This window comes from Streptomyces sp. S4.7 (genome assembly GCF_010384365.1).
Taxonomy (GTDB): domain Bacteria; phylum Actinomycetota; class Actinomycetes; order Streptomycetales; family Streptomycetaceae; genus Streptomyces.
On record NZ_CP048397.1, the window covers coordinates 2,595,879 to 2,620,554 of the forward strand.

The following is a 24,676-nucleotide window of genomic DNA, read 5'->3' on the forward strand; positions in this document are numbered from 1 at the left end:
ACGGCCCGGTCAGAAGAGCTTCCCGGGGTTCAGCAGGTCCAGCGGGTCGAACGTCTTCTTGATGCCGCGCTGCAACTCCATGCCGACCGGGCCCAGTTCGCGGGAGAGCCACTCCTTCTTCAGGACGCCGACACCGTGCTCCCCGGTGATGGTGCCGCCCAGTTCGAGGCCCAGCGCCATGATCTCGTCGAACGACTCCCGGGCACGCCGGGACTCGTCCGGGTCCGAGGCGTCGAAGCAGACCGTGGGGTGGGTGTTGCCGTCACCCGCGTGGGCGCAGACGCCGATCGTGAGGTCGTACTTCGCCGCGACGCGGTCGATGCCCTCAAGGACGTCGGCGAGGCGGGAGCGCGGGACGCACACGTCGTCGATCATCGTGGTGCCCTTGACCGCCTCCAGCGCGACGAGCGCCAACCGGCGGGCCTGGAGCAGCATTTCGGACTCGGCGGGATCGTCGGCGGGGACGACCTCGGTGGCACCGGCCGCCGTACAGAGTTCTCCGACGGCGGCGAGGTCGGCCGCCGGGTCGGCGGTGTCGAACGCGCAGAGCAGCAGGGCCTCGGTGGTCTCGGGCAGGCCCATGTTCGCCAGGGAGTTGACCGCGCGGACGGTGGTGCGGTCCATCAGCTCCAGCAGGGACGGGGTGTGGCCGCGCTCCATGATCCGGCAGATGGCGTCGCAGGCGGCGGCCGCGGAGGCGAACTCGGCCGCCAGGACGAGCTGCTGGGGCGGTGCGGGCTTCAGCGCGAGGACGGCCTTGACGACGATGCCGAGGCTGCCCTCCGAACCGACGAACAGCCGGGTGAGGTCGTATCCGGCGACGCCCTTGGCCGTGCGGCGGCCGGTGGTCAGGAGCCGGCCGTCGGCGAGGACGACGTCCAGGCCCAGTACGTACTCGGCGGTGACGCCGTACTTCACGCAGCACAGCCCGCCGGACGCGGTGCCGATGTTGCCGCCGATGGTGCAGGTCTCCCAGCTGGAGGGGTCCGGCGGGTAGTAGAGCCCGTGCTCGCCGACGGCGCGTGAGAGCACCGCGTTCACGACGCCGGGCTCGACGACCGCGATCCGGTCGACGGGGCTGATCTCCAGGATCTTGTCCATCTTGACGAGGGACAGCACGATGCAGCCGTCGGAGGCGTTGGCGGCGCCCGACAGTCCCGTACGGGCGCCCTGCGGCACCACGGGGACGCGCAGCGCCGTCGCGGTGCGCATCACGTGCTGGACCTGCTCGACGGTGCGCGGCAGTACGACCACCGCCGGGGAGCCCGCTTCGCAGAAACTCGCCATGTCGTTCGCGTAGGACGCCGTGATGTCCGGGTCGGTGATCAGGGCTTCGGCGGGCAGCCCTGCTCGCAGCTCGGCGAGGAGGCCGTCCGTGGCGACGGGGGCGGAGGAGGCGGAGGAGCTGGCGGGCACTGTCGCGACGAGGTCATCCATGATCCCAGCGTGGCACTGCGGGGCCATCGGTGTGAACCCGTCTGCGATCCACATCCACAAGGCCAGGTGTGGTCTTCGTATTGACGCACAGTAATCACATGAACGCCAAGAACACCATGAACACGCAGCACATGAGGCACATCAAAAGGGCCGCGCTGGCGACAGGTGTGGGGGCGGTCCTCGTCGCGGGCGTCCTCGTGTTCGTACCGGACAGAGGCGAGGAGCCGCCGGCGCCGGGTCCCGAGGCACGTGCCAGGGCGGCGGTCGGCGCGGGTGCGCCCGCCGCCCTGAAGGACGTGGCGGCGCTGATCCGGGACCGGGAGGCGTGGCTGCGGAAGAACCCGAGGGACGCGGAGTCCTGGGCGGTGCTGGGCGCGGCGTACGTGGAGCGCGGCGGGCTGCGGGCGGACACGGCGTACTACCCGAAGGCCGAGCGGGCACTGCGCCGCTCGCTCGACGTCACACCGGGTGAGCGGCGCAACCCGGCGGCGACGGCGGGCCTGGCCACGCTGGCCAACGCGCGGCACGACTACGCGTCGGCCAGGAAGTGGGGCGAGGCGGTACGGAAGGCGGACCCGGCCCGCTGGGCGACGTATCCGGTGCTGATCGAGGCGTACAACGGACTCGGTGACTACGTGGCGGCGGGCAAGGCCCTGGACAGGCTCCGGGCGCTGCACTCCGGTACCCGCGTGCTGTCGGTGTCGTCGCTGGTCTACCGCGACCGGGGGTGGCGCGAGGACGCGGCGGCCAAGGCGGACGAGGCGCTGATGAAGGCGGGTACGCCGGTGGAGAGGGCGGCCGCGCTGCACGCCCTCGGCGCGCTCGCCTGGGAACGCGGTGAGCCGAAGGAGGCGCTGAGGCACTACGACGGGGCGCTGAGGACGGCACCGGACCACCACCAGTCGCGGGCGGGCCGGGCGCGCGTCCTGGCGGCGCTGGGCCGGACGGACGAGGCGTCCCAGGACTACCAGTCGGCCCTCGCGGAGCGCCCACTGCCCGAGTACGCCCTGGAACTGGGCGAGTTGTACGAATCGATGGGGCTGGACGGGGACGCGCGGAGCCAGTACGAGCTGCTCAGGGAGCGTACGACGAGGGCCGCGGCCGACGGGGTGAACGAGGAACTGCTGCTGGCCCGTTTCGAGACCGACCACGGCTCACCGAAGGCGGCGGTGGACCGGCTGGAGTCGCAGTGGCGGCGCGGCCACCGGAGCATGCGGGTGTCGGACGCGCTGGCGTGGGCGCTGTACCGGGCGGGGAACGCCAAGAAGGCGCTGCCGTACGCGAAGAGGGCGACGGACCAGGGGATGCGGAGCGCGCTGTTCTCGTACCACCGGGGTGAGATCGAGCGCGCGCTGGGGATGGCGGGCCCGGCGCGCCGCCATCTGGAGGAGGCGCTGCGGACGAACCCCCGGTTCTCGCCGCTGCTGGCGCCGAAGGCCCGTAAAGCGCTGGAAACACTGGGCCCGCTGCCGGGCGGTGGTCCGAAGGACATGTACGGGGACGGCGGGAGCACGCCGCTGACGCCGTCGCCCACGGCCCCGTCGAGGAGTGCGGCGCCGGGGCCCCGGACGCCGTCCGCATCGCCCGCGCCCTCGGTTGCGCCCTGGACGCCGTCGGTGCCGTCCGCGTCGCCGGCGCGTTCGGAGCCCGTATCCACACCCACGGTGCCCGTATCGGCACCGTCCGCCGCCCGAAACTGAATGATCGGCTCCACTGGGCCCGGAACTGGGTCCTGAGGCCCTGCTTCTGGGCCATGCCTCGTCCTTAGTCTCCATTTCGCTCGGGGAAATGGCTGACCACTTGGGCGAGGAGTCCGGATGAACGGCACGCAGTGCGCAGACGGTTCGCGACATCGGCGCGGTGAACGGGGCCAGGGCGGTGTCGAGTACGTCGCGCTGATAGGCGTCGTCGCCGCGATCGTCGGCGCGATTCTCGCGCTGACGGTCCCCGACGACACGTCCGTGGCGCTGAAGGACGCGGTCTGCCGCATCGTGGGCGCCGGTGACGGCGGCGAGGGTTGCGACTCCGGCGACGGAGGCGGGGACGACGGCGGAGGCGGTGGCGGTGGCGGTGGCGGTGGCGGGGACGGCGAGATACCCGAGGCGCCCCCCGGCGATCCCTTCCAGCCGGCGAAGTGCCTGCTCTCCCAGGATCAGACCAAGACCACGGTCGTCGTCCAGATCCTCTTCATCAAGATCAGCGGCTCCGAGCAGCTCAAGGTCCAGCAGTGGTCGGACGGCACCGTCACCCTGGAACGCGTCGGCGAAGGCAGCGTGGGGGCCACGGCCAGCATCTCGGCCGGTATCCCCGGGCTGAAGGAGTGGGGCGGCAGTGCCTCGCTCAGCGGCAGTTACATGAAGGGCAGCGGCAGCGGCGGTCAGTGGCTGTTCAACGGCAACAAGACCGGCGATCCGCAGAAGGACCTTGAGCTGAACCTGGAGGACGCCAAGAAGTTCGCCGCGTACCTCAAGCAGAACGACGGCTGCCGCTACCAGAGCGGGTACAACCCCGGTGCGAACATGGGTGCCTGCCAGCAGGACGCGGCATCCAAGAAGCCCGATCTGCCGCCGGAGCGTGCGCCGGACGTCGACATCACCAAGACCAGCACCGAGGTCTCGGGCGGTGTGAGCTTCGGCAAGGGGTTCAAGAAGGGCAAGGGCGGCAAGGACAAGGACGGCAAGCCGACCGACCTGGGGAACATCTCGGGTGAGTTCGGCAGCGGCACCATGACCGAGGACGTCGTGGTCATGCGCGCCAACACCGGCCCCAACGCCGGGAAGATCACCTTCGTCTACACCTTCAGCGTCGACGCCAAGGGCGGCGAGATCGCCCAGGGCAAGGCCACCCGTATGCAGCAGGTCTCCGTGACCTACGACGCGGCCACGTTCGACCAGGAGGAGAAGAACGGCAAGGAGCACCGCCCGGAGAAGCTGGTGATCACGACCAGTCAGGAGAACGGTGAGGGCGTCGGCATCCAGGCCGGTGCGGGCGCCAATGTTCCCGGTACGCCGGTGACGATCGATGTGGGTGGTGGTGGCGGCAACATCAAGTCGCAGATCCACACCGAGTCGGCCGAGGTCGCGCTGGACAACGACGCCGACAGCAAGCTGGTCGAGGACTGGCTGCGCGGCCGGGGCGACTTCCCGGCCAGTGACGTCCTGCCCACCCCCTCGGACGCGGCGGAGGTCCCGGGCAGCGACGCCGGCCCGCTGGAGCGCCTCCTCCACGACAAGGGCAAGCTGTCGCGACTGGACTACAACGCCAACACCGACTGGTGGAACGCCTCCCTCGGCATCGGCTTCGGGATCTCCGCCGGCCAGGTCACCGCCGGGTTCAAACTCTTCGGCATCGACATCACGCACGAGGAGAAGAACCAGACGATCACCGGCAACCCGGAGTACGCCACCGGCCCGAAGAACGGCGGGGCGCGCCCCTGGGTCGAGTGGAAGAACTGCACGCAGACGAAACCCATCACCTAGGCCGTGTCCGGAAAGTCCCGCCCGGCCCGCGACGCCTGGTTCCGCCGACCGGGCGGGTGGCCGCACGAACGGTCACCCGCCCGGCCACCGTTCCCGGCCCGAACGGGCCGGACGAGAGACCGAACGGGCAGCCGGGCAGGGCGCCGGACGCGGCGCCGTCACGCTGCCGTGACGACCTGGTTAACCCCGTCCCCGGTGAGGAGACATCGGGGACCACCGATGGCAAGATCGGCGCAACTCACACACCATGTGGGCTGTTGTCCGTCCCCCGCCCTGGAGGCGTCTTGTCCACCCGTACGCGTAACGTGTTGCCCGTCATAGCCACCGCAGCCGCTCTCGTCGCCATGACGGGGTGCACGAGCACCGAGTCCACCGCGACCGACGGCTCGAAGGTGGAGCTGGTGAAGTCCGGCAAGCTCACGACCTGCACCCATCTGCCGTACGAGCCCTTCCAGTCCCGCCAGGACAACAAGATCGTCGGGTTCGACGTGGACCTGGTGGATCTGGTCGCCAAGGAGCTCAAGGTCACCCAGGAGATCGTCGACACGCCTTTCGAGGGCATCCAGACGGGTGAGGACCTCAACGCCCGCAAGTGTGACGTGGCCGCCGCGGGCATGACGATCACCCCCGTCCGTGAGGAGAACCTGGACTTCTCCGCGCCCTACTTCGACGCCACACAGGCGCTCGTCACCAAGAAGGGCTCCTCCTACGACTCGCTGGCGAGCCTCAAGGGCAAGAAGCTGGGCGTCCAGCAGGGCACGACGGGTGAGGAGTACGCGAAGAAGAACGGGAAGGGCGTGGAGACCGTCCAGTTCGAGGACGTCGCTCTGCTGCTCACGGCCGTGAAGACCGGGCAGGTCGACGCCGCCGTCAACGACAACGGTGTCCTCTTCGAGTACGTGCGCAAGAACCCGGACACCGAGGTCACCGCCGAGTTCGAGACCGGCGAGCAGTACGGCGTCGGTGTGCGCACCGGCAACGACGCGCTGCGCAAGGAGATCGACAAGGTGATCAAGGCGGCCCGCTCGGACGGCCGTTACGACGAGATCTACAAGAAGTGGTTCCCCGCCGCTCCCAAGAAGTGAGGAACCACCACCGATGTCCATGTCCCGCCGACAACGGACCCGCGTCATACGCGCCGTTCAGTACGCCGTCCTCGTCGCCGTGCTGGTCACCATCGCCCTGGCGGCCGACTGGGGCGAGATCCAGAGGGCGTTCTTCGACGTCGAGGTCGCCAAGGCGCAGTTCCCCGACATCATCACCACGGCGCTGGTCAACACCGTCATCTACACCCTGCTCGGCTTCGGGTTCGGGCTGGCGCTGGGGCTGCTGCTCGCGCTGATGCGGCTGTCGCAGGTGCCGCCGTACCGCTGGCTGGCAGTCGTCTACATCGAGTTCTTCCGCGGCATTCCGGCGCTGCTCGTCTTCATCGCGCTCGGATTCGGTGTGCCGCTCGCCTTCCAGGTGGCGCTCAACCAGTACGTGACCGTGATGCTGGCGCTGGGTCTGGTCGGCGCCGCCTACATGGCGGAGACGATCCGGGCCGGTATCCAGGCCGTGCCCAAGGGGCAGACGGAGGCGGCGCGTTCGCTCGGGATGTCGCAGGGCCGGGCGATGATATCGATCATCATCCCGCAGGCCCTGCGGATCGTACTGCCGCCGCTGACCAACGAGTTGATCCTCCTGACGAAGGACTCGTCGCTGGTCTATCTGCTGGGACTGTCCCTGTCGCAGTACGAGTTGGCCAAGTTCGGCCGGGACGCCCTGAATCAGAATCGCAGTCTCACCCCGATCCTCATCGCCGGTCTCTGCTATCTGGTCATCACCCTGCCGCTGGGCCATCTGGTCCGGCGGCTCGAAGCGCGTACGGCAAGGGCGAGGTGAGCGCGGTGGGCAAACCGTTGGAGAAGCCGGACACGGGTGCGGAGACGGATGCGGGAGCGCCCGCGATCGAAGTACGCGCCCTGCACAAGTCGTTCGGCACGCTGGAGGTCCTGGCGGGCATCGACTTCACGGTGGCACGCGGCGAGGTCGTCTGTGTCATCGGCCCGTCGGGCTCGGGCAAGTCGACACTGCTGCGCTGTGTGAACCGGCTGGAGGAGCCGACGTCGGGCACGGTCCTGGTGGCCGGCGACGAGGTCACCGACCCGGACGTGGACATCGACAAGGTGCGCCGGGGCATCGGGATGGTCTTCCAGTCCTTCAACCTCTTCCCGCATCTGACCGCGCTGGAGAATCTGACGCTGCCTCAGCGGCGGGTGCTGGGGCGGGACAAGGCGGAGGCTGCCCGGGTCGCCCGGGAGCGGCTGGCCCGCGTCGGTCTGACCGACAAGGAGTCCTCCTATCCGGCACAGCTCTCCGGCGGGCAGCAGCAACGGGTCGCGATCGCACGGGCGTTGGCGATGGACCCGCAGCTGATGCTCTTCGACGAGCCGACGTCCGCGCTCGACCCGGAGCTGGTGGGGGACGTCCTGGCGGTCATGCGCTCCCTCGCCGACGAGGGGATGACGATGCTCGTCGTCACGCACGAGATGAGCTTCGCCAAGGAGGTCGCCGACCGGGTCGTCTTCATGGACGGCGGGGTCATCGTCGAGGAGGGCAGCCCGGCGCAGGTGATCGGCGCGCCGAGCCAGACCCGTACGCAGTCGTTCCTCTCGCGTCTGCTCGACCCCGCCGCGGCGGGGCTGAGCGGGGGCGGGACGCAGACGGAGGCCGCGAAGGAGTAACGCGGCGCACGGTCGGCGGTCGGCGACTTCAGCGGCCGACCGCCACCAGACCGGCCCAGAGGGCCGGATCGGCCGGGTCGCGGCCGGCCGCGAGCAGAAGGCCGAGCAGTTCGGTCGCCGCCGGGTGTACGGACCGCGGGAACGCCGCTGCCACGCTCCGCGCCGGGTCGAGCATCCAGAGCTGAGCCGTGCGCAGGGCGTGCGCGGGCGCGTCGCCCTCCCGCAGCCGGTGGTGGAACAACAGGTCGAGCAGCGCGGTCGCGTGGAGCCGTACGGGCCACAGCGAGCCGAGCACGGACGACGCGCCGCCCGCCAGGAACGCCGCGGCCATCGTGAAGGACTCGTCGTGGTGTCTGCGCGGCAGGCTGTTGATGCACGAGGCCAGCGAGACGCAGAGCCCCGGCCCGGCGGGCGGCACGGGGAACCGCCGTGCGGCGATGGTCTGTACGGAGAGCCGGTCCACGTCCGCGCCGGTCCGCGTGCCGGGCCGGGTGTCGCCGAAGACCAGATGGCTGCGCCAGCTGTCCGACGGGTCCGGCATCAGATGCGCCGAGATGTCCACGATCCCGTGCTCACCGCAGGCCCGCCCGATCTCGGCGAGAATCGTCTCGGGTCTGGTGTCCCCCTCGCGCTTCGCGTCGGGGGTCAGCAAGCGCGTGTTGCCGTAGAGCCGGTCCAGACCCCTGCTGGAGGAGACGCCGATCTCCTTCCCCGTGAGGCCGAGCAGCAGCAGCGCGGAGTCGGCGGCGCGCACCGGCGGCCGGGCGGCCGTGGCGGCGAACATCCGGGCGGACGGCGCGGTCGACAGCACCAGACCGTCGGCCGCGAGCCGGCGGCGTCCGGCGGTACGGCCGCCGGTGCGCGCCGCCGACCAGGGGACGGCAGCGAGCGGGCCGAGTGGCACGAGCACCAGACGCGGGACACGGCCCGGCCCGCGCCACGGCCCCAACTGCCCCTCCAGTGGCCCGATCACGGCCGATCCGGCCCAGTCGCACAGCTCGTCGAGCCGGGTCCGCCACTCCCGCGCCGCCTCCGGCGAACCGGGCGAGGTGAGCAGCGACTCCAGCGCGATCAGATACTCGTCCAGGTGCGCGGTGGCCGCCAGGCCCGGCAGTGCGCTCCACCGCACCCGGCCGTCGCTGCCGACCCGCAGTGCGCCGCCGGAGGCCGGGCCGGAGCCGGCGGGCAGCAGATGGACCAGTTCGTCCGCCCCGGTGCGCCGCAGGGCGGCGGCGATGTCCGGTACCGACGGCGGGCCGATCAGCTCGTCGAGCGCGCCGTGCTCCTCCAGCACCTTCCTGACCGCGACGCCGAGCTGGTCGGGCAGGGGGTGTTCGACGTACGGGTCCCAGGGCGTTCCGGGGACGGGGGGCACAGCCGCACGGTCGCCGGTCCGGGAGGCGCGAGCCGCGGTGCGCCAGTCGTGCCACCGCCCGGCGAGGTCGGCGTGCCCCAGCCCGGTCAGCCGCGCGCGTACGTCGGTGCCCGCCATCTCGGTGTGCAGCGCGAGTGCCCGGCCCCTCTCCAGCGCCCCGACCGCCTCCTCGTACGCGCCGTCCTGGACGCACCACCCGGCGATCTCGCGGGACAGGGCGCCGGCGCGTTCGGCGGTGAGGACGGCGTCGGCGGCCACGTCCTGCACGAGCACGCGGCGGGCCAGCATGCCGAGCACCTCGATGCCCAGCTCCCGTGCGCGCCGCCGGTCGGCGCCACCGGAGCGTGTCCCGCGCCCGAGGTGCCGCCGTCCCGCCGTGAGCAGGGCGCCGAGCGGCCCGGCCGCCGCCGGCGGACCGCCGTCCGTGCGGTAGGTGCGCGCCAGATGCATGCGCACCTCCACCGCCGCCGCGTGCACGGCGTGCGGCTGCGCGGCGCGGCGCGCCTCCAGCGCCCGCAGGGTGTCGGCCCGCGAGACGACGGTCCGCGCTCCTGATCCGGAGTCCGAGGCGTAGGAGTGCGCGGCGCGGATGATCTCCTGGAGTGCCGGGCGGGCCACCACGTCCGGGCGCTCAGCGAGCCGTCCCAGCGCGTCGATGTGCCCGCGGACGGTGGCGGCGTCGCCGGACCGGGTCCGCTCGTGCGTCAACGCCGCGATGCGGTGGTGCAGTTCGCGCCCGGCCCAGTAGGGCGACTCCTCGGCGGTCCTGGCCAGCGAGTCGGCCATCACCTGCCGCGCCTCCGCCACCAGTTCGTCGCGCGCCGCGCCCCGGTGCGGCCCCGCGCCGGGCCCGTCGGGATAGGCGGCGGCGAGCAGCAGTGCCCCGCCGAGCATCTGGAGGATCAGCGCCAGTACCTCGACGGCCTGGCCCTCGCGTTCGGCCGCCATGGTCCGCGCCTCGTCGGCGTAGAGCCGCATCTGCTCGTGGGTACGCGCCGAGTGACCGGCGCGGTGCTCCGCCGGGCCGGCGTCGTCGCCGGTGCCCGTGCAGTCGGCGTCGTCCGATCCGGCGTGGAAGTGGAAGCGCAGATGGGTGGAGGCGAACGCGGCGTCGGCGTACAACCGGTTGAGCGGGTCGGCCAGTTGCCCGGCCCGGACCCGGCGCAGCAGCGTGAGCGCGGAACGGATGTCGCTCAGCGAGCCGGTGTGGTCGGCCCGCGAAGTCAGCAACTGGCCCTGTACGAGCAGGAGGTTGAGCATGTGCTCGTGGTCGGGAGGCAGCAGGGCACGGACGGCGTCGAGCTGTCGCAGCGCCACGTCCACGTCGCGGTCCGCCGACACGTCGACGGCGACGGACTGCGCGTGGGCCAGGGCGCGCACCGTCAACACCTCGGGGCGTTCGGGGGCCTCGTCGTCCATGTCCCGCAGGGCGGCCTCCAGTGCCTCGACCGCGTCCCGCAGGCCCAGCCCCTCGACGGCCACGCCCAGTTGGACCGCCCGGAACAGCTCTCCCCCGAACCGCGCGGCGGCCAGCGGACTGCCCGGTGAGGCGAGCCAGTTCGCCCGGTGGTCGAGGACTCCGGCCGCCAGGCCCGTCGTACGGCTCGGGTCAGCCCCCGTGTCGATGTACATGGTGAGGCTCGACGCGATCTCCCGCAGGTGCGCGCGGACGTCGTCGTCCAGCACGCTGCCGGGCCGTCGCAGCTCCTTCGCCTCGTCGCGTGCGCGGGTCAGCTCCGCGTGGCTCGCCGCGCCGTACTCGGCGAGCCGCTGGGTGAGGAACGCGTCGAGGTAGCGCCACTGGTCCCGGCGCGCGTCGCCGGGCGGCAGCACTCTCAACGCGCGCCGTGCCACACCCTGGTGGGCCGTCCTGGCCGCCACCATGCGCGCGGACGCCCGGGCGGGCGGGATGCCGTCGCGCCGGTTGACCAGCGTGCGCAGACAGCGGTCCGTCTCCTCGTGCACGTTGTGCAGCGTGCCCAGGTAGTCGGCACACTCCTCGGCCGGGTCCCGGTCCCCCGCACCGGTGGTCCGGCGGTGCTCCTCCAGCAGCCGGCGGTAGGGGTCGAGGCAGCGCGTGGCCGACGCGAGCCACCGCTCCAGGGTGTCGGTCAGGGGTACGGTCGGCGGATCCTGCCGCCCGGCGAAGGCGTCGCAGGCGGCCTGCACCTCGCCGAGCGACCACCTCAGGTCCTCCAACGCCCGCGTGCTGTCCGGGGATTCGAGGAACCGGGCCGCGCGCTGGGAGGAGGTGCGCAGGACGGCGCCGAACCCGCCGCCGTCCGGCCCGGGTCGGCGTGCGGGGTGGGTGTGGTCGATCACTGGGCGGTGCCTTCCTGCCGGGGAGAGGGCCGTGGGGAGAGCGGGGAGGGCTCCGCCGGTGGCGGCGGGCGCTCGAAGGTGACCTCCGGCCGCGCCCCGTCGACACGGTTGAGATAGGCGGTGAACTCGGCGCCGGTGCGCCTGGCGGCCTCGGTGTCCGCCGGGAGCGGCCAGCCGGCCGCCTCGTACAGAGCGTCGTGGTGACGCAGGACCGCGGCCTCCACGGTGTCCGTGTAGGCGTCCACGCTGTCGCCGAGGCCGACGAGCAGCAGGAGCGCGATCACGCACCCGGCCACCGCGACGATCCCCGCCGGCAGGCCGTGGACCCGGTCGAGGAAGGAGATCGCGAGGCAGACGAGCACCGTGAGGACCGCCCAGAGGAGATTGCGGGCGCGGCTGAGCACCTGGTCCGAGCCCTGTTCGAGCCGGTGGCGCGCCGCGTCGTCGAAGAGCTGTTCCAGGAGGGGCCAGCCGAGGCTCGGGTCGATGCCGTGCCGGCCACGGACGCGGCCGTTCATGGCGGCGAAGCTGTTGCCTATCCGGGTGGGCAGCATCAGGTCGTCGTGGACCGGCAGCCGGTGGAGCCTGCGCCGGGCGCGCGCGACGCGTGTCGCGGCCTGGGCCCGGCGTGCGGCGGCGAGGGGGGTCGGCGGCGCACCGGCGGCGGGCCGGGCGGTCGGTGGGCCCGCCTCACCCGCTCCCCGCGCCCCGTCCGACCTGTCCGCCCCGTCCGACCCGTCCGGCCCCTCCGTCTCGGCGAGCGCGGTCAGCCGCCGCTTGACGACGTACCGCCGACGCAGTGCCAGCCGGACCAGCGGGGCGACGAGGGCACCGTGGGCGGGCAGCGAGGTGCCCGCGAGCAGTTGGAGGAGCGGCACCGCGAGCGCCGCGACGACGAGGGACAGGCCGGTGGCGACGACCACGGCCAGCACCCCGAGCGCGGTCAGTGCCAGAGGCCCGCCGTCGGCGAGGTCGGCGAGGTCGCACACCGCCGCGTGCAGGTCGTCTCCCGCGCAGGACTCCGCGGTCGGGCCGACCCAGGGCCGCAGCAGCAGCACCACGACGGCCAGGAACGCGTACGCTCCCCCGCTGATCAGCGCCGTCCAGCGCTTGGCGGGCCCGGACGCGAGCGCGGAGATGGCCCCCATGGTTGAAACCGCCTCTGTGTGGTGGTGTCCTCGGCCGGGGCCGGCCGAGGACAGGGGTCCGGCGCGGGGTCAACGCCGGTCGCGGGACCGGTAGGTGAGCCGCTCGCCGTGCTCGCACCTGCCGTTGCCGTACTGGGGGAAGTCCATGCTGCCGGGGATGTCCGTGGAGCAGGGGGACGAGGTGTCGGCACAACGCCAGCTGTACGGGGAGGGGTCGGCGGCGGCGGTCGCCACCGGCTTCACCACGAGCTCGCCGTCGGCGGTCCCGACGTCGACGGGCGCGCCCGACTCGAAGTAGTCGTCCTCGTCGCCGCTGTCCCGGTACCGCTCGTTCTGCGCCATCTGCCCAGTCTGACGGAGAGTCACCCGGATGGCCCATGAAGCGAAGAAAGCGCGGCCCCACGGTGAACTCCCGTGGGGCCGCGCCTCGTTCCGCCGACAGCTCCGTGTCAGAGGTTGCCGCGCTTCTCCTGCTCGCGCTCGATCGCCTCGAACAGGGCCTTGAAGTTGCCCTTGCCGAAGCCCATGGAGCCGTGCCGCTCGATCATCTCGAAGAACACGGTCGGCCGGTCCTGGACCGGCTTGGTGAAGATCTGGAGCAGATAGCCGTCCTCGTCGCGGTCCACGAGGATCTTCAGCTCACGGAGGGTCTCGACGGGCACCCGGGTCTCGCCGGCCCACTCGCCGAGGGTGTCGTAGTACGAGTCGGGGGTGTCGAGGAACTGGACACCGGCCGCCCGCATCGCGCGCACCGAGCTGACGATGTCGTTCGTCGCGAGCGCGATGTGCTGGACGCCGGCGCCGCCGTAGAACTCCAGGTACTCGTCGATCTGCGACTTCTTCTTCGCGATCGCCGGCTCGTTGATCGGGAACTTCACCTTGAGGGTGCCGTCGGCCACGACCTTCGACATGAGGGCGGAGTACTCGGTGGCGATGTCGTCGCCCACGAACTCCTTCATGTTGGTGAAGCCCATGACCTTGTTGTAGAACGCCACCCACTCGTTCATCCGGCCCAGCTCGACGTTGCCCACGCAGTGGTCGACGGCCTGGAAGGTGCGCTTCGCCGGGGGCGCGACCATAGGGGCGGCGGCGGCGTAGCCCGGCAGGTACGGGCCGTCGTAGCCGGTGCGCTCGACCAGGGTGTGGCGGGTCTTGCCGTACGTGGCGATGGCGGCGAGGACGACGGTGCCGCCCTCGTCCTTGATCTCGTACGGCTCCTGGACGCCGGTGGCGCCGTTCGCGGTGGCGTAGGCGTACGCGGCGCGGGCGTCGGGCACCTCGATGGCGAGATCGATCACACCGTCGCCGTGCTCGGCGACATGGTCGGCGAGGAAGCGGCCCCACTCGGTGGACGGCTTGATGACGGACGTGAGGACGAAACGGGCCGAGCCGTTCGTGAGCACGTAGCTCGCGGTCTCGCGGTTGCCGTTCTCGGGGCCCGAGTAGGCGACCAGCTTCATGCCGAACGCCGTCGAGTAGTAGTGGGCCGCCTGCTTGGCGTTGCCGACGGCGAAGACGACGGCGTCCATCCCCTTGACGGGGAAGGGGTCGGCGCCGCGCGCGGTGGCCGGGGCGGAATCGAGGTTCACCGAGGTATCTGCCATGAGGGCAGCGTCCCGCCGTTCCGCAAGGTGCGCAACAGTTCGCGTTTTCACTGGTCAGTCTGTACAGCGAGGGGTGAGGATGACCGGACCATCTGCACAGGATGACCACCGATATGGCCACCAACCGCCTCAGGAGGCGCCATGGCGATCGACGGACTGGACGGCAGGCTCATCGCCCTGCTGGCGCGGGAGCCGCGCATAGGGGTTCTGGAGGCTTCGCGCCGGCTGGGGGTGGCGCGCGGGACGGTACAGGCCCGGCTGGACCGTCTCCAGACGAACGGCGTCATCCGCGGATTCGGCCCGAACGTCGATCCGGCCGCTCTCGGTTACCCCGTAACGGCGTTCGCAACCCTGGAAATCAAACAGGGTCAGGGTTCCGATGTTCGAGCCCATTTGAGCAGCGTTCCAGAGGTCCTCGAACTGCACACCACCACTGGAACGGGGGATATGCTCTGCCGACTCGTCGCTCGTTCGAACGCCGATCTCCAACGGGTGATCGACCGGGTTGTCGGTTTTGATGGCATCCAGCGGGCTTCCACGGCGATCGTCATGGAAAACCCCGTTCCGCTGCGGATCATCCCGCTGGTGGAGCAGGCCGCGCGGGACACCGAAGGTGACCGACAGTGACCGGCCGGCGAGGACCGAACGACGTGAACGAACCGAACGACCTGATCGGCCGGCCGGCTGACCCGCCGACCGGCTCCGACCCACCGAGAGGAGCGCCGTGGACTTCTGGGACTACCTGGCCAACCGCCACCAACAGCTGCTCACCGACTCGTTGCAGCACGCCAGCGCCGTCTTCCAGTGCATGGTGATCGCCACCGTCCTGGGTGTCGTCATCGGCGTACTGACCTACCGCAGCCCCTGGGGCGGCAGTCTGGCGATTCTCTCCACCGCCTCGATCCTGACCATTCCCTCGCTGGCGGCGATCGGTCTGCTCATCCCGCTGGTCGGTCTCGGTGTCGCGCCCACGGTGATCGTCCTGACGCTGTACGGGCTGCTGCCCATCGTCCGGAACGCCGTGGTCGGGCTGCGCGGTGTGGACCCCGATCTGGTGGACGCCGCCAAGGGCATCGGCATGTCACGCACCACCCGGCTCCTCAAGGTCGAACTGCCGCTCGCCTGGCCGCCGATCCTCACCGGGATCCGGGTCTCCACCCAGATGCTGATGGGGATCGCCGCCATCGCCGCGTACGCGTCGGGGCCCGGCCTCGGCAACGAGATCTTCCGTGGCATCGCCTCACTGGGCAGCGCCAACGCGATCAACCAGGTGCTCGCCGGGACGATCGGCATCGTCATTCTCGCCCTGCTCTTCGACGCCGCGTATGTCCTGCTCGGCCGACTCACCATCCCGAGGGGGATCCGTGTCTGAGACCGCTGACCCGAAGACGGCCGGGGCGGCCGACGACGCCTCGCAAGGTGCCGCGATCGTCACATCGAACGGCGCCGCGGGGGGCGCCGGTTCCACGAGCGGCGCCACCATCCAGCTCGACGGCCTCACCAAGCGCTATCCGGGCACCGCGAACCCGGCCGTCGACGACGTGTCGATGGAGATCAGGGCGGGCGAGACCGTCATCCTGGTCGGCCCGTCCGGCTGCGGTAAGTCGACCACCCTCAAGATGATCAACCGGCTGATCGAGCCCTCGTCCGGGCGGATCAGGATCAACGACGAGGACGTCACCGACATGGACCCGGTGAAGCTGCGCCGGCAGATCGGTTACGCGATCCAGTCGTCCGGCCTCTTCCCGCACATGACGGTCGGCGAGAACATCGCGCTCGTGCCGAAGATGGTCGGCTGGTCGAAGTCGAAGGTGAAGGACCGGGTCGAGGAGATGCTCGACCTGGTCGGGCTCGACCCGCGTGAGTTCCACGGCCGCTATCCGCGCCAGCTCTCGGGCGGCCAGCAGCAGCGGGTGGGGGTGGCGCGGGCGCTCGCGGCCGATCCGCCGGTGCTGCTGATGGACGAGCCGTTCGGCGCCGTCGACCCGATCACACGCGACCATCTCCAGGACGAACTGATACGTCTGCAGCACGAGTTGCACAAGACGATCGTGTTCGTGACGCACGACTTCGACGAGGCGATCAAGCTCGGCGACCGGATCGCGATCCTGCGGGAGCGTTCGCACATCGCGCAGTTCGACACCCCCGAGGCGATCCTCACCAATCCCGCCGACGACTTCGTGTCCGGCTTCGTGGGCGCGGGGGCGGCGCTGAAGCGGCTGAACCTCACCCGCGTACGGGACGTGGAGATCGCCGAGTTCCCGACGGTGACGGTCGAGGACCCGCTCCAGTCGATCTTCAACAAGCTGAACGGCGGCCCGCACAACGAGCTGCTGATGCTGGACCGGAAGAACCGCCCGTACAAATGGCTGCGCCGGGGCGACCTGTCGCGCGCCAAGGGCTCGCTCGCCAACGCGGGCCAGCTCGTGCACGACACCGTGACCAGGGACGCCACCCTGCACGACGCGCTGGAGGCGGTCCTGACCGACAGCGGCGGCCGGGTCGCCGTGACCGGCAGGCGCGGCGAGTACATCGGTGTCGTCGACATGGAGACGCTGATGACGTCGGTCCAGGAAATGCTGGAGGCGGACCGGCTCACCGCCTTCGAGCACCAGCACGAACTGGCGCAGCAGCGCCGGGAGCGGACCGGGCAGGAACCGCAGGGCGGTGCGGACGCATGAGTGCTCCCGCGCAGAAACAGCGCCCGCCGGGCGAGTACGACGTCAAGGGCCACGCCTTCCGGGACGAGGAGTCGGAGCCGGCCGCGCCGCCCGCCGCCCCCCGGCGCAGGATCACCCGGGCCAAGCTGGTGACGGTGCCCGCCGTGATCGCGGTCTCCCTGCTGCTGACCTACGTCTGGATCACCAACGTCCCGCTCGACTCGATCGCGAAGAACTCGCTCGTCGGCGGCAATGTGCAGCTGCGCCTGTGGCAGCACATCGAACTGACCGCGATCTCCACCTTCTGGGTGCTGGTCATCGCGATCCCCCTCGGTATCGCGCTGACCCGGCGCGGCCTGTCCAGGGCGGCGCCGGCGGTGACCGCCATCGCCAACATCGGGCAGGCGACCCCGGCCATCGGTCTGCTGGCGCTGCTGGTGATCTGGCTGGGCATCGGCCCCTCGACCGCGATCATCGGCATGGTCATCTACGCGGTGCTGCCGGTGCTCGCCAACACCGTGGCGGGGCTGAAGGCCATCGATCCACAGCTGGTGGAGGCGTCGCGCGGCATCGGGATGTCGTCCCTCGGGACGCTGACCAGGGTCGAACTGCCCCTGGCCGTACCGCTGATCCTGGCGGGCGTACGGACGGCGCTGGTGCTCAACGTGGGCACGGCGACCCTGGCGACCTTCGGCGGCGGTGGCGGGCTCGGTGACCTGATCACCTCGGGCATCCAGACGCAGCGTATGCCGGTCCTGGTCCTGGGCTCGGTGCTGACGGTGACGCTGGCGCTGCTGATCGACTGGCTGGCCTCGCTGGTCGAAGTGGCCCTCACCCCGCGCGGACTGGAGGAGCGCTGATGCGCACCATGCGATACGGCCACCGGAAGCTCGTGACCGGCGGGCTGGCCCTGCTGCTGAGCGCGGCCACGCTCGGCGGGTGCGGGCTCAAGAGCGGCTCCCCGATGGTGGACGACGTCGTCCCCGGCTCGGTCGGCCGGGGCGAACCCCTCAAGGGCGCCTCGCTGACGGTCACTTCGAAGAACTTCAGCGAGAACATCATCCTCGGCCAGATGATCGGCCTGATCTTCAAGGCGGCGGGCGCGGAGGTCCTGGACCGGACGAACCTGCCGGGCTCGATCAGCGCGCGCGAGGCGATCGTCAAGGGTGACGCGGACGCGATGTACGAGTACACGGGCACGGCGTGGATCACCTACCTCGGCAACGCGAAGCCGATCGTCGACTCGGGCGAGCAGTGGGCGGCGGTACGGGACGCCGACCGCTCGCACGACGTGAGCTGGCTGTCGCCCTCCACGCTCAACAACACCTACTCGCTGGGCATCAGCAAGCAGAACAACGCGAAGTACAAGCTCAAGACGATGTCGGACGTCGCCGCGCTGTCGAAGAAGGAGCCGGGCGCGGTCACGATCTGCGTCGAGAACGAGTTCGCGTCGCGGGACGACGGACTGCCCGGCATGGTGAAGGCGTACGGGATGAACATCCCCGCGTCCGCCGTGAAGAAGATGGACGCCGGCATCATCTACACGCAGGTGTCGAAGTCCAACTCCTGCCTGGTGGGTGAGGTGTTCACGACGGACGGCCGGATCAAGTCCCTGGATCTGGACACGGTCTCCGACGACAAGCGCTTCTTCCCGAACTACAACGCGGCGCCGGTAATCCACAGCTCGACGTACGAGAAGTACCCGGAGATCGCGGATCTGCTCGATCCGCTGAGCAAGCGGCTGAACACCGGGATCGCGCAGGAGCTGAACGCGAAGGTGGACGTGGCCGGCCAGGATCCGCACGAGGTCGCGAAGGACTGGCTCATCGAGGAGGGCTTCATCAAGCAGGGCTGAGCCCCGCAGCCGACATGCAAAGAAGTGGTTGCAAAGAAATCCTTGCAACCACTTCTTTGCATGTCTACGATGAGGCCATGTCCGAGAACCCACCCGCGCCCGAGCGGACGGCCCGCACCCTGGACCCGCGCTCGCTGCGCGGCCTCGCCCACCCCCTGCGCATGCGGCTGCTGGCCTCCCTGCGGCACCACGGTCCGGCCACCGCGTCCCAGCTCGCGGAACGGCTCGGCGAGTCCAGCGGCGCCACCAGCTACCACCTGCGCCAGCTCGCCGGGCACGGCTTCGTCGCGGACGACCCGGAGCGCGGCAAGGGCCGGGAGCGCTGGTGGAAGGCCTCGGACTACGGCGTCATGATCGACGACACGCTGCACCTCGACCCCAGCCCGGAGGTACGGGGCGCGCTCAACACCTTCATGCACGAGGTCGCCTCCATCCACGGCCAGGAGGTGAGCACCTGGCTGGGCACCATGCACGACTGGCCGAAGACGTGGTCGACCAGGGCCGACCTGAGCGACTTCACGCTCCGGCTCACCCCCGACCTGCTGGCCGAACTGGACGGCCGGATGCACGACTTGATCGCCAGTTACACGGACCGCGCCACATCCGAGGACGACGAGTCCCTGGCGCAGGTACGGATCCATCTGCACGCCTTCCCGCAGAGGCGGCTCGACCCTCCGGACGCCTGAGCACCGCCGCCGCCCGAGCACCACTCCACCCCGACACCGCCTCCATCCCGGCACCACTCCCGCGCCCCGGCAGTCGGCGCGCGAAGGGACGATTTGTCATGCCGTTTTCTGATGTGCACCTCCATCTCCACGCCATACGCGCCACCGAACTGCGCGCCGAGGCCGCCGCGCACCGCCACCGCGCGGTCCGCCCCGATTCGCGGGCCCGACTGGGCTGGCTCCTCGTCGAATTGGGCCTGCGGCTCGTCAACCGGCCCCCGCGGCCCCGTGTCCACCCCGTGTGAGCGCCGCACCGGTACGGCGGTGGCCGCTCACCGCCGTCCTGACCGCCAACGCGATCTCCGCCACGGGCCGCACCCTCAGCCTGATCGGCATCCCCTGGTTCGTCCTCCAGACCACCGGCAGCGCCGGCCGCGCGGGCGTGGTCGCCTTCTGCGCCACCCTCCCGGTGGTGCTCGCCGCGCTCATCGGCGGCCCCGTCATCGACCGGATCGGCCGGCGCCGCGTCTCGATCGCCTCCGATCTGCTGTGCGCGTTCTCCGTCGGGGCGATCCCCCTGCTGCACCGCGCCGACGCCCTCCCCTTCTGGACGCTCTGCGCGCTGGTGGCGCTGCACGGCCTGGCCCACACACCCGGCGACACGGCCCGCTACGTCCTCGTACCGGATCTCGCCGAGCACGCGGGCACCTCGCTCACCCGCGCCGCGAGCCTCTTCGACGCGGTCGAGCGCGGCGCCCGGATGCTCGGCGCGGCGCTCGCGGGCCTGGTGATCGCGCTGCTCGGCGCCGAAGTCGCGCTGCTGCTCGACGCGTTGACGTTCCTGCTGTCGGCGCTGCTGATCGGCACCGGACTGCGCGGCGTACGGGGAGCGGAGCCGGTCAAGGACCTGCCGCCGGTGTCACTGCGTGGCTACGGCGCCGAACTGCGCGAGGGCTGCGCCTACTTGACGCACACCCGGCTGCTGGCGGCGGTCGTCCTCATGGTGATGTTCATGAACGGCATCGACCAGGGATGGAACGCGGTCCTGCTCCCCGTGCACGCCGAACGCAATCTGGGCGGGGCGGCCGAACTGGGCCTGGTCACGGCGGCGTTCGGGGCGGGCGGACTGCTGGGGGCGCTGCTGTACGGCGCGGTCGGCCACCGTTTCCGGCGCCGTACGGTCCTCGCCGTCGCCGCCCTGCTCTGCGGCGCGCCACGCTTCGCGGTCGCGGGTCTCACCGACTCCACGGTGGCGCTCGCCGTCGTCATGGCCGCGGCGGGGGTGGCGGGCGGGACGATCAACCCGATCCTGACGACGGTGATGTACGAACGCGTCCCCGACGGACTCCGCAGCCGGGTGGCCGGCGCGATGACCTCCGGGTGCGAACTGACCATGCCGCTGGGCGGTCTGACGGCGGGTCTGCTCGTCGAGGGCGCCGGCCCGACCTCCGCCCTGCTGCTGATGGGCGGCGTCTACCTGCTGGCGACGCTGAGCCCGGTGCTGCTGCCGGTGTGGCGCCAGCTGGACACCGCCGCGCGCCCGGACGACCCTACCGACGTCAGCGGCCCGGCACCTCGCCCCCCTGCTCCCGCGCCTTCGGCGACGACACCGCGCCCTTCAGAGTCGTGACGGGGATCGCCGCATGCCGTACGGGAGTTCGGACGGGGAGTCCCGGATCGAGTGGCTGTCCAGGCCGTCTCCACCACCGTGACCACCTCACGCGCCGCCCCGTGGTCGGGGAAGCCCTCAGGGGGTGCTGCTGGGGATCACACAGTTCTTCGGCTGTTCCCGGCCGGTGGGCCAGCCCAGGCCGACGAACTTCAACGTGCCGGGACCCTCGCCGCCCGGGTCCAGCTCGACGACCGCGACCGGCTCGTCGTACGCGTTCCCGCCGGTGGTCAGGCAGATCAGGCCGCTCGTACCCGGCACCCTGTGCCGGGACTGGAGGAGTGACCACTGCCCGCGGACGTCCTCACGGCCGGGCACCGTTTCGGCACCGCCCCGCTGCGCCTGGTGCAGTGCCTTGCCGATGGTGACGAGGCCGTCGTACACGAGCATCGTCCGGGAGTCCTCCAAGTTCGGTGCGGAGCCGAGCCGCACCCCCTCGCCGCGGGTGGTCTCGATCCGCTTCTTCAGGGTGTCCAGGGCCGCTTTGGGCTCGGTGAGGTACTGGGGGAGTTCCTCCGCGGTGGGCTCGCGGTCGTTGTCCGTGTCCCACTTCTTGTTCCAGGCGGCCAACTCGGCACTCCAGGAGTCCGGGTGCGCGGGGGCGGCGGCGGTTCGTGCCACCCTCCGGCTCCGCGCGCGTCTGCCTGCGCTCGGTCTCCTGACGGAGTTGGTCGCCGGTGAGAAAAGGCATACGCAACAGGAGTACCCCGTCGGCCAGCGGGGCCCGGTCCGCTCCTGAGTCCGTGCGGCGGGACCACGCCGGCGGCCCGCCGGCGGCGGGCCGGAACTCCGCCGGGGGCACCACCTCGTCCGGTGGCAGGCCGCCGTGCAGAAGGGCGCCGCCGTCCGCGCGACGCGCCGTGCCCACGACCACCACGCGATCGCGCTGCCCGCCCCGGCGGTCCGCGAGCACGGCGCGCAGCAGCCGCTCCCCCAGCGGCGACTCGGCGTGGTCGAGCAGCAGCCCGGGGCGGCCGACCCGGCGCAGCCAGCCGGCCGCCGAGGCGTACGACGCCTCAAGGTCCTCGCGCAGCGCCCGGAAGAGGAAGCCCTCCGCCAGCTCCCGCGCTTCGCCGCCGGCCTGGAAGTCGGCGGCGAGATTGAGCAGCCCGTGCTGCGGCTGACCGGCCGCGCCGGGATACGCGCCGTAGATCCGCTCCAGTTCCGCCCTGCCCCGGGGTGCCGCGCGCTCGAAAAGGGCGTCCAGCAGGGCGTTGCTCACCGCCGCCGAGTACGGATCGAGCGCTTGCCCCGACAGGGTCGTCAGCAGGTTCCGGATGCTTCCGCGGAGCACACCACGCCAGAAGTCACCCGACCCCAGGCCGTGGAAGCGCTGCTTCTGAGGCAGATCCTCGTACCGTTCGGCCTCGGTCGCGACCGTTTCGGGGGTGCCTTCCGTGGCACCGGTCGCGATCATCGCGAGGCCCGTGAAGAGACGCGGGAAGGCGAACGACCCGCCCGTCCCCTGCCAGGCGCACAGCCGCCGGGCGACCTCGACCAGGACCTCGGTCGCGTCCGAGCGGGCACCCGGCTCCGGCTCCGCCCGGTCCGCGTACACCGGCGAGCCGCAGTCCAGATAGATCACCGGCACCTTGGTGGCGAACCCGTCCCGCACCGCGCGCAGCAGCCGCCCCTTGCCCATGCCCGGCCCGCCGGTGAGCAGCACCGCGGGAAGGTCGGGGCCGTACAACGGCTCCCGGGTGCCGCCGGACGGCGACCGCCCGAACAGGCGCGCGAAGAAGCCTTCCTCGCCGAGTAACTTCTCGAACCCCAGCTCTTCACGCACAGCCCCCCGTGGAGTGCTCTCCCGCCCCGGGAGATGGTCACCGACGACCGATGTGCCAGAAAGAGGTCAGCGGAACACGAAACCTTCTGTTCGAGCAACGGCCGCCACATGGAAGGGAGTTGAGAATCGCAGTGCCGCCGTCCCAGGAGTGACGGAGCGATCCTGTCCCGCCGCGGACACCCTCCCGCCGCCCCGGCCCGCCGGCATGGGGTCCCGCGACCGGGACGTCGTCAGCAGCCCGGCACCTCGCCCCCCTGCTCCAGCGCCTTCAGTGACGACACCGCGCCCTCCAGGGTCCGGACCGGGATCAGCCGCATCCCGTCGGGGAGTTCGGACCGCGCGTCCGCACACTCCGCCGCCGGGACGAGGAAGACCGTGGCGCCGTCGCGGCCCGCCGCCTGGGTCTTGAGCGAGACGCCGCCGACCGCGCCGACGTCCCCGTCCGCGCTGATCGTGCCGGTGCCCGCGATGTTGCGGCCGCCGGTGAGGTCGCCGCCGGAGCCGTCGCCGTCGAGCATGTCGACGATGCCGAGCGCGAAGAGGAGGCCCGCGCTGGGGCCGCCGACATCGGCGAGATGGAGGGTGACGTCCACGGAGTCCCGCTTCCGGCCGAGCTGGCCGAGCGCCGCGTCGACGGCGGAGTTCTGCGACTTCACCATCTCGTCGGTGTTGTGCTTCTGGATCTCCTTGTCGGACTGGCCCGCCGGGTAGACGGAGTCGCGCGGCAGTACGGCGCGGTCGGTCCGGATCCAGCCGTCGAGGACATCGCCGAAGTCGACCTCGGCGGACGGTCCCGTCGCCAGGATCGTCGTCATCCGCAGTTCACCCTCGGTCTCGCGGGTCGGCGCGCCCTTGATCGAGATGACGGGCGTTCCCTGGTAGTCGCCGAGGACGTTCGCGGTCAGGCCCGGCTGGGCCACCGCGTACGGCAACGGGGCGACTCCGACGACGACGAGCAGCGCGACGATCGGGATCGCCGAGAGGGCGAGGGTGCGGGGGCGCGAGGGGCCGGAGAGACGAGAGAGCACGGCGCCAATCTATCCGCCGCCGCGGGGGCAGCCGAAACCCCCGGGGGCCCCGGCCCCGCGCCGGGCCTGCTCAGCGCAGTGCGTCGGCCACCTCACGCGCGGCGTCGACCACGCGCGGTCCCACCCGCTCCGGCACCGAGTCGGCGAGCATCACGACGCCCACGCTGCCCTCGATCCCGGTCACCCCGACGAGCGCGGCGGCGGCGCCGCTCGCGCCGGCCTCCAGTTCGCCGTGGGTCAGCGTGCACCGCGCCTCGGTGTACGAGCCCTGCCGTGCGGCCAGGATCGCCTTGCCCGCGGCGCCCCGGTCCAGCGGGTGCCGGAAGCCGGCGCGGTAGGCGACGTGGTAGTCCGTCCAGGTCGGCTCCACGACGGCCACGGCCAGCGCCTCGGCGCCGTCCACGAGCGTGAGATGGGCGGTCGCGCCTATGTCCTCGGCGAGCGAACGCAGGGCGGGCAGCGCCGCTTCCCGTACGAGGGGATGCACCTGGCGGCCCAGACGCAGCACCCCCAGGCCCACTCTGGCGCGTCCTCCGAGATCGCGGCGGACCAGCGCGTGCTGTTCCAGGGTGGCGAGGAGCCGGTAGACGACGGTGCGGTTGACGCCGAGTTTGTTGGACAACTCGGTGACGGTCAGCCCGTGGTCGGTGTCGGCGAGCAGTTTGAGGACGCGCAGTCCCCGGTCGAGCGTCTGGGAGGTCTCCGCGGTCACGACGCCCCTCTCCTTCGGAGTTTCGGAGTGAGCCGCCAGGCAGGCCATGGCGCACCGGCTGCGCTCCGCGGCGGTCCTGCCACGGCGCGTATGTGTTGCCGGGACATTAGCGATCCGTACCGCTCAGCGGAAGACCTCGTCCAGAATCCGGTCATGGGCGGTCGGTTGCTCCCCGTTCGCGCCACAACAAGCACCGAAAAGGTACTCTTA

The 24,676-nt window shown here is 71.3% G+C and carries 22 protein-coding genes; 13 read left to right on the plus strand and 9 right to left on the minus strand.

The genetic code is table 11. The annotated features are described in order from the left end of the window. Positions 1 to 9: 9 nt before the first annotated feature. On the minus strand, positions 10 to 1,437 hold the full coding sequence (locus tag SSPS47_RS11405) for an FAD-linked oxidase C-terminal domain-containing protein (RefSeq protein WP_239064853.1): 1,428 nt from the start codon (positions 1,435 to 1,437) through the stop codon (positions 10 to 12). A gap of 98 nt (positions 1,438 to 1,535) precedes the next feature. Between SSPS47_RS11405 and SSPS47_RS11410 the strand changes: the two genes are divergently transcribed. From SSPS47_RS11410 to SSPS47_RS11430, 5 genes are all read left to right on the plus strand, one after another. Beyond that, entirely contained in the window at positions 1,536 to 3,137 is a 1,602-nt protein-coding gene (locus tag SSPS47_RS11410; protein WP_239064854.1) for a tetratricopeptide repeat protein, read from the plus strand. 117 nt (positions 3,138 to 3,254) lie between these two features. Then, positions 3,255 to 4,916, plus strand: coding sequence for a hypothetical protein (locus SSPS47_RS11415; protein WP_164250756.1), 1,662 nt, complete (start codon positions 3,255 to 3,257; stop codon positions 4,914 to 4,916). A gap of 344 nt (positions 4,917 to 5,260) precedes the next feature. Continuing rightward, positions 5,261 to 6,001 (plus strand): ABC transporter substrate-binding protein, encoded by a 741-nt coding sequence (locus SSPS47_RS11420; RefSeq protein ID WP_147875591.1) that lies wholly within the window; start codon positions 5,261 to 5,263, stop codon positions 5,999 to 6,001. Positions 6,002 to 6,014: 13 nt separating this feature from the next. Then, positions 6,015 to 6,800: an amino acid ABC transporter permease gene (locus tag SSPS47_RS11425; protein WP_164250758.1), complete on the plus strand. Its 786-nt coding sequence runs from the start codon at positions 6,015 to 6,017 to the stop codon at positions 6,798 to 6,800. Between the two features lie 5 nt (positions 6,801 to 6,805). After that, positions 6,806 to 7,642, plus strand: a complete 837-nt coding sequence (locus SSPS47_RS11430) for an amino acid ABC transporter ATP-binding protein (RefSeq protein ID WP_275405147.1) — start codon at positions 6,806 to 6,808, stop codon at positions 7,640 to 7,642. A gap of 28 nt (positions 7,643 to 7,670) precedes the next feature. Here the strand turns inward: SSPS47_RS11430 and SSPS47_RS11435 are convergent, their stop codons facing one another. From SSPS47_RS11435 to hppD, 4 genes are all read right to left on the minus strand, one after another. Next, entirely contained in the window at positions 7,671 to 11,339 is a 3,669-nt protein-coding gene (locus SSPS47_RS11435; protein ID WP_164250760.1) for a CHAT domain-containing protein, read from the minus strand. Continuing rightward, entirely contained in the window at positions 11,336 to 12,487 is a 1,152-nt protein-coding gene (locus SSPS47_RS11440; RefSeq protein ID WP_164250762.1) for a hypothetical protein, read from the minus strand. Before SSPS47_RS11440 ends, SSPS47_RS11435 begins: the two co-directional genes overlap by 4 nt. A gap of 69 nt (positions 12,488 to 12,556) precedes the next feature. Beyond that, positions 12,557 to 12,829, minus strand: coding sequence for a hypothetical protein (locus tag SSPS47_RS11445; RefSeq protein ID WP_164250763.1), 273 nt, complete (start codon positions 12,827 to 12,829; stop codon positions 12,557 to 12,559). Between the two features lie 107 nt (positions 12,830 to 12,936). After that, positions 12,937 to 14,091: a 4-hydroxyphenylpyruvate dioxygenase gene (hppD, locus tag SSPS47_RS11450; RefSeq protein ID WP_164250765.1), complete on the minus strand. Its 1,155-nt coding sequence runs from the start codon at positions 14,089 to 14,091 to the stop codon at positions 12,937 to 12,939. Between the two features lie 141 nt (positions 14,092 to 14,232). On the opposite strand from hppD, the gene SSPS47_RS11455 reads away from it, so the two are divergent. The 8 genes from SSPS47_RS11455 (at position 14,233) to SSPS47_RS11490 (ending at position 20,901) form a co-directional block, all read left to right on the plus strand. Further along, a complete protein-coding gene (locus tag SSPS47_RS11455) occupies positions 14,233 to 14,718 on the plus strand; it encodes an Lrp/AsnC family transcriptional regulator (protein WP_164250767.1) in 486 nt (161 codons plus the stop codon). 97 nt (positions 14,719 to 14,815) lie between these two features. Further along, the gene (locus SSPS47_RS11460) at positions 14,816 to 15,463 is read left to right on the plus strand and encodes an ABC transporter permease (protein ID WP_164250769.1); all 648 of its coding nucleotides are present in this window, start codon (positions 14,816 to 14,818) and stop codon (positions 15,461 to 15,463) included. 55 nt (positions 15,464 to 15,518) lie between these two features. Then, positions 15,519 to 16,772, plus strand: a complete 1,254-nt coding sequence (locus SSPS47_RS11465) for a betaine/proline/choline family ABC transporter ATP-binding protein (protein ID WP_164254515.1) — start codon at positions 15,519 to 15,521, stop codon at positions 16,770 to 16,772. Continuing rightward, complete coding sequence (locus SSPS47_RS11470; RefSeq protein WP_147875523.1) at positions 16,769 to 17,611, plus strand: ABC transporter permease; 843 nt, start codon at positions 16,769 to 16,771, stop codon at positions 17,609 to 17,611. The genes SSPS47_RS11465 and SSPS47_RS11470 overlap by 4 nt, the downstream gene beginning before the upstream one ends. Continuing rightward, a complete protein-coding gene (locus SSPS47_RS11475) occupies positions 17,611 to 18,606 on the plus strand; it encodes a glycine betaine ABC transporter substrate-binding protein (RefSeq protein WP_239064855.1) in 996 nt (331 codons plus the stop codon). The genes SSPS47_RS11470 and SSPS47_RS11475 overlap by 1 nt, the downstream gene beginning before the upstream one ends. Positions 18,607 to 18,683: 77 nt before the next feature. Then, positions 18,684 to 19,292: a winged helix-turn-helix domain-containing protein gene (locus SSPS47_RS11480; protein ID WP_164250771.1), complete on the plus strand. Its 609-nt coding sequence runs from the start codon at positions 18,684 to 18,686 to the stop codon at positions 19,290 to 19,292. Between the two features lie 98 nt (positions 19,293 to 19,390). Continuing rightward, positions 19,391 to 19,576 (plus strand): hypothetical protein, encoded by a 186-nt coding sequence (locus tag SSPS47_RS11485; RefSeq protein ID WP_147875525.1) that lies wholly within the window; start codon positions 19,391 to 19,393, stop codon positions 19,574 to 19,576. Then, positions 19,573 to 20,901 (plus strand): MFS transporter, encoded by a 1,329-nt coding sequence (locus tag SSPS47_RS11490; RefSeq protein WP_164250773.1) that lies wholly within the window; start codon positions 19,573 to 19,575, stop codon positions 20,899 to 20,901. The genes SSPS47_RS11485 and SSPS47_RS11490 overlap by 4 nt, the downstream gene beginning before the upstream one ends. A 117-nt stretch (positions 20,902 to 21,018) precedes the next feature. On the opposite strand, the gene SSPS47_RS35305 is transcribed toward SSPS47_RS11490, so the two are convergent. The 4 genes from SSPS47_RS35305 to SSPS47_RS11510 form a co-directional block, all read right to left on the minus strand. Further along, positions 21,019 to 21,330, minus strand: coding sequence for a hypothetical protein (locus SSPS47_RS35305; protein WP_239064856.1), 312 nt, complete (start codon positions 21,328 to 21,330; stop codon positions 21,019 to 21,021). Beyond that, positions 21,245 to 22,726 carry a hypothetical protein gene (locus SSPS47_RS11500; RefSeq protein ID WP_239064857.1) on the minus strand — a complete coding sequence of 494 codons (1,482 nt, stop codon included), beginning with the start codon at positions 22,724 to 22,726 and terminating at the stop codon, positions 21,245 to 21,247. The genes SSPS47_RS35305 and SSPS47_RS11500 overlap by 86 nt, the downstream gene beginning before the upstream one ends. A 230-nt stretch (positions 22,727 to 22,956) precedes the next feature. Beyond that, positions 22,957 to 23,754: a S16 family serine protease gene (locus tag SSPS47_RS11505; RefSeq protein WP_164250775.1), complete on the minus strand. Its 798-nt coding sequence runs from the start codon at positions 23,752 to 23,754 to the stop codon at positions 22,957 to 22,959. Between the two features lie 70 nt (positions 23,755 to 23,824). Next, complete coding sequence (locus SSPS47_RS11510) at positions 23,825 to 24,466, minus strand: helix-turn-helix domain-containing protein (RefSeq protein WP_023541417.1); 642 nt, start codon at positions 24,464 to 24,466, stop codon at positions 23,825 to 23,827. Between the last annotated feature and the right edge of the window lie 210 nt (positions 24,467 to 24,676).

Bases quoted from the DNA above. Each gene is read 5' to 3' on its own strand.
- SSPS47_RS11405 (WP_239064853.1), bottom strand. From the start codon at position 1,437: ATGGATGACCTCGTCGCGACAGTGCCCGCCAGCTCCTCCGCCTCCTCC.
- SSPS47_RS11410 (WP_239064854.1), top strand. From the start codon at position 1,536: ATGAACGCCAAGAACACCATGAACACGCAGCACATGAGGCACATCAAA.
- SSPS47_RS11415 (WP_164250756.1), top strand. From the start codon at position 3,255: ATGAACGGCACGCAGTGCGCAGACGGTTCGCGACATCGGCGCGGTGAA.
- SSPS47_RS11420 (WP_147875591.1), top strand. From the start codon at position 5,261: ATGACGGGGTGCACGAGCACCGAGTCCACCGCGACCGACGGCTCGAAG.
- SSPS47_RS11425 (WP_164250758.1), top strand. From the start codon at position 6,015: ATGTCCATGTCCCGCCGACAACGGACCCGCGTCATACGCGCCGTTCAG.
- SSPS47_RS11440 (WP_164250762.1), bottom strand. From the start codon at position 12,487: ATGGGGGCCATCTCCGCGCTCGCGTCCGGGCCCGCCAAGCGCTGGACG.
- SSPS47_RS11445 (WP_164250763.1), bottom strand. From the start codon at position 12,829: ATGGCGCAGAACGAGCGGTACCGGGACAGCGGCGACGAGGACGACTAC.
- hppD (WP_164250765.1), bottom strand. From the start codon at position 14,091: ATGGCAGATACCTCGGTGAACCTCGATTCCGCCCCGGCCACCGCGCGC.
- SSPS47_RS11455 (WP_164250767.1), top strand. From the start codon at position 14,233: ATGGCGATCGACGGACTGGACGGCAGGCTCATCGCCCTGCTGGCGCGG.
- SSPS47_RS11470 (WP_147875523.1), top strand. From the start codon at position 16,769: ATGAGTGCTCCCGCGCAGAAACAGCGCCCGCCGGGCGAGTACGACGTC.
- SSPS47_RS11475 (WP_239064855.1), top strand. From the start codon at position 17,611: ATGCGCACCATGCGATACGGCCACCGGAAGCTCGTGACCGGCGGGCTG.
- SSPS47_RS11480 (WP_164250771.1), top strand. From the start codon at position 18,684: ATGTCCGAGAACCCACCCGCGCCCGAGCGGACGGCCCGCACCCTGGAC.
- SSPS47_RS11485 (WP_147875525.1), top strand. From the start codon at position 19,391: ATGCCGTTTTCTGATGTGCACCTCCATCTCCACGCCATACGCGCCACC.
- SSPS47_RS35305 (WP_239064856.1), bottom strand. From the start codon at position 21,330: ATGCTCGTGTACGACGGCCTCGTCACCATCGGCAAGGCACTGCACCAG.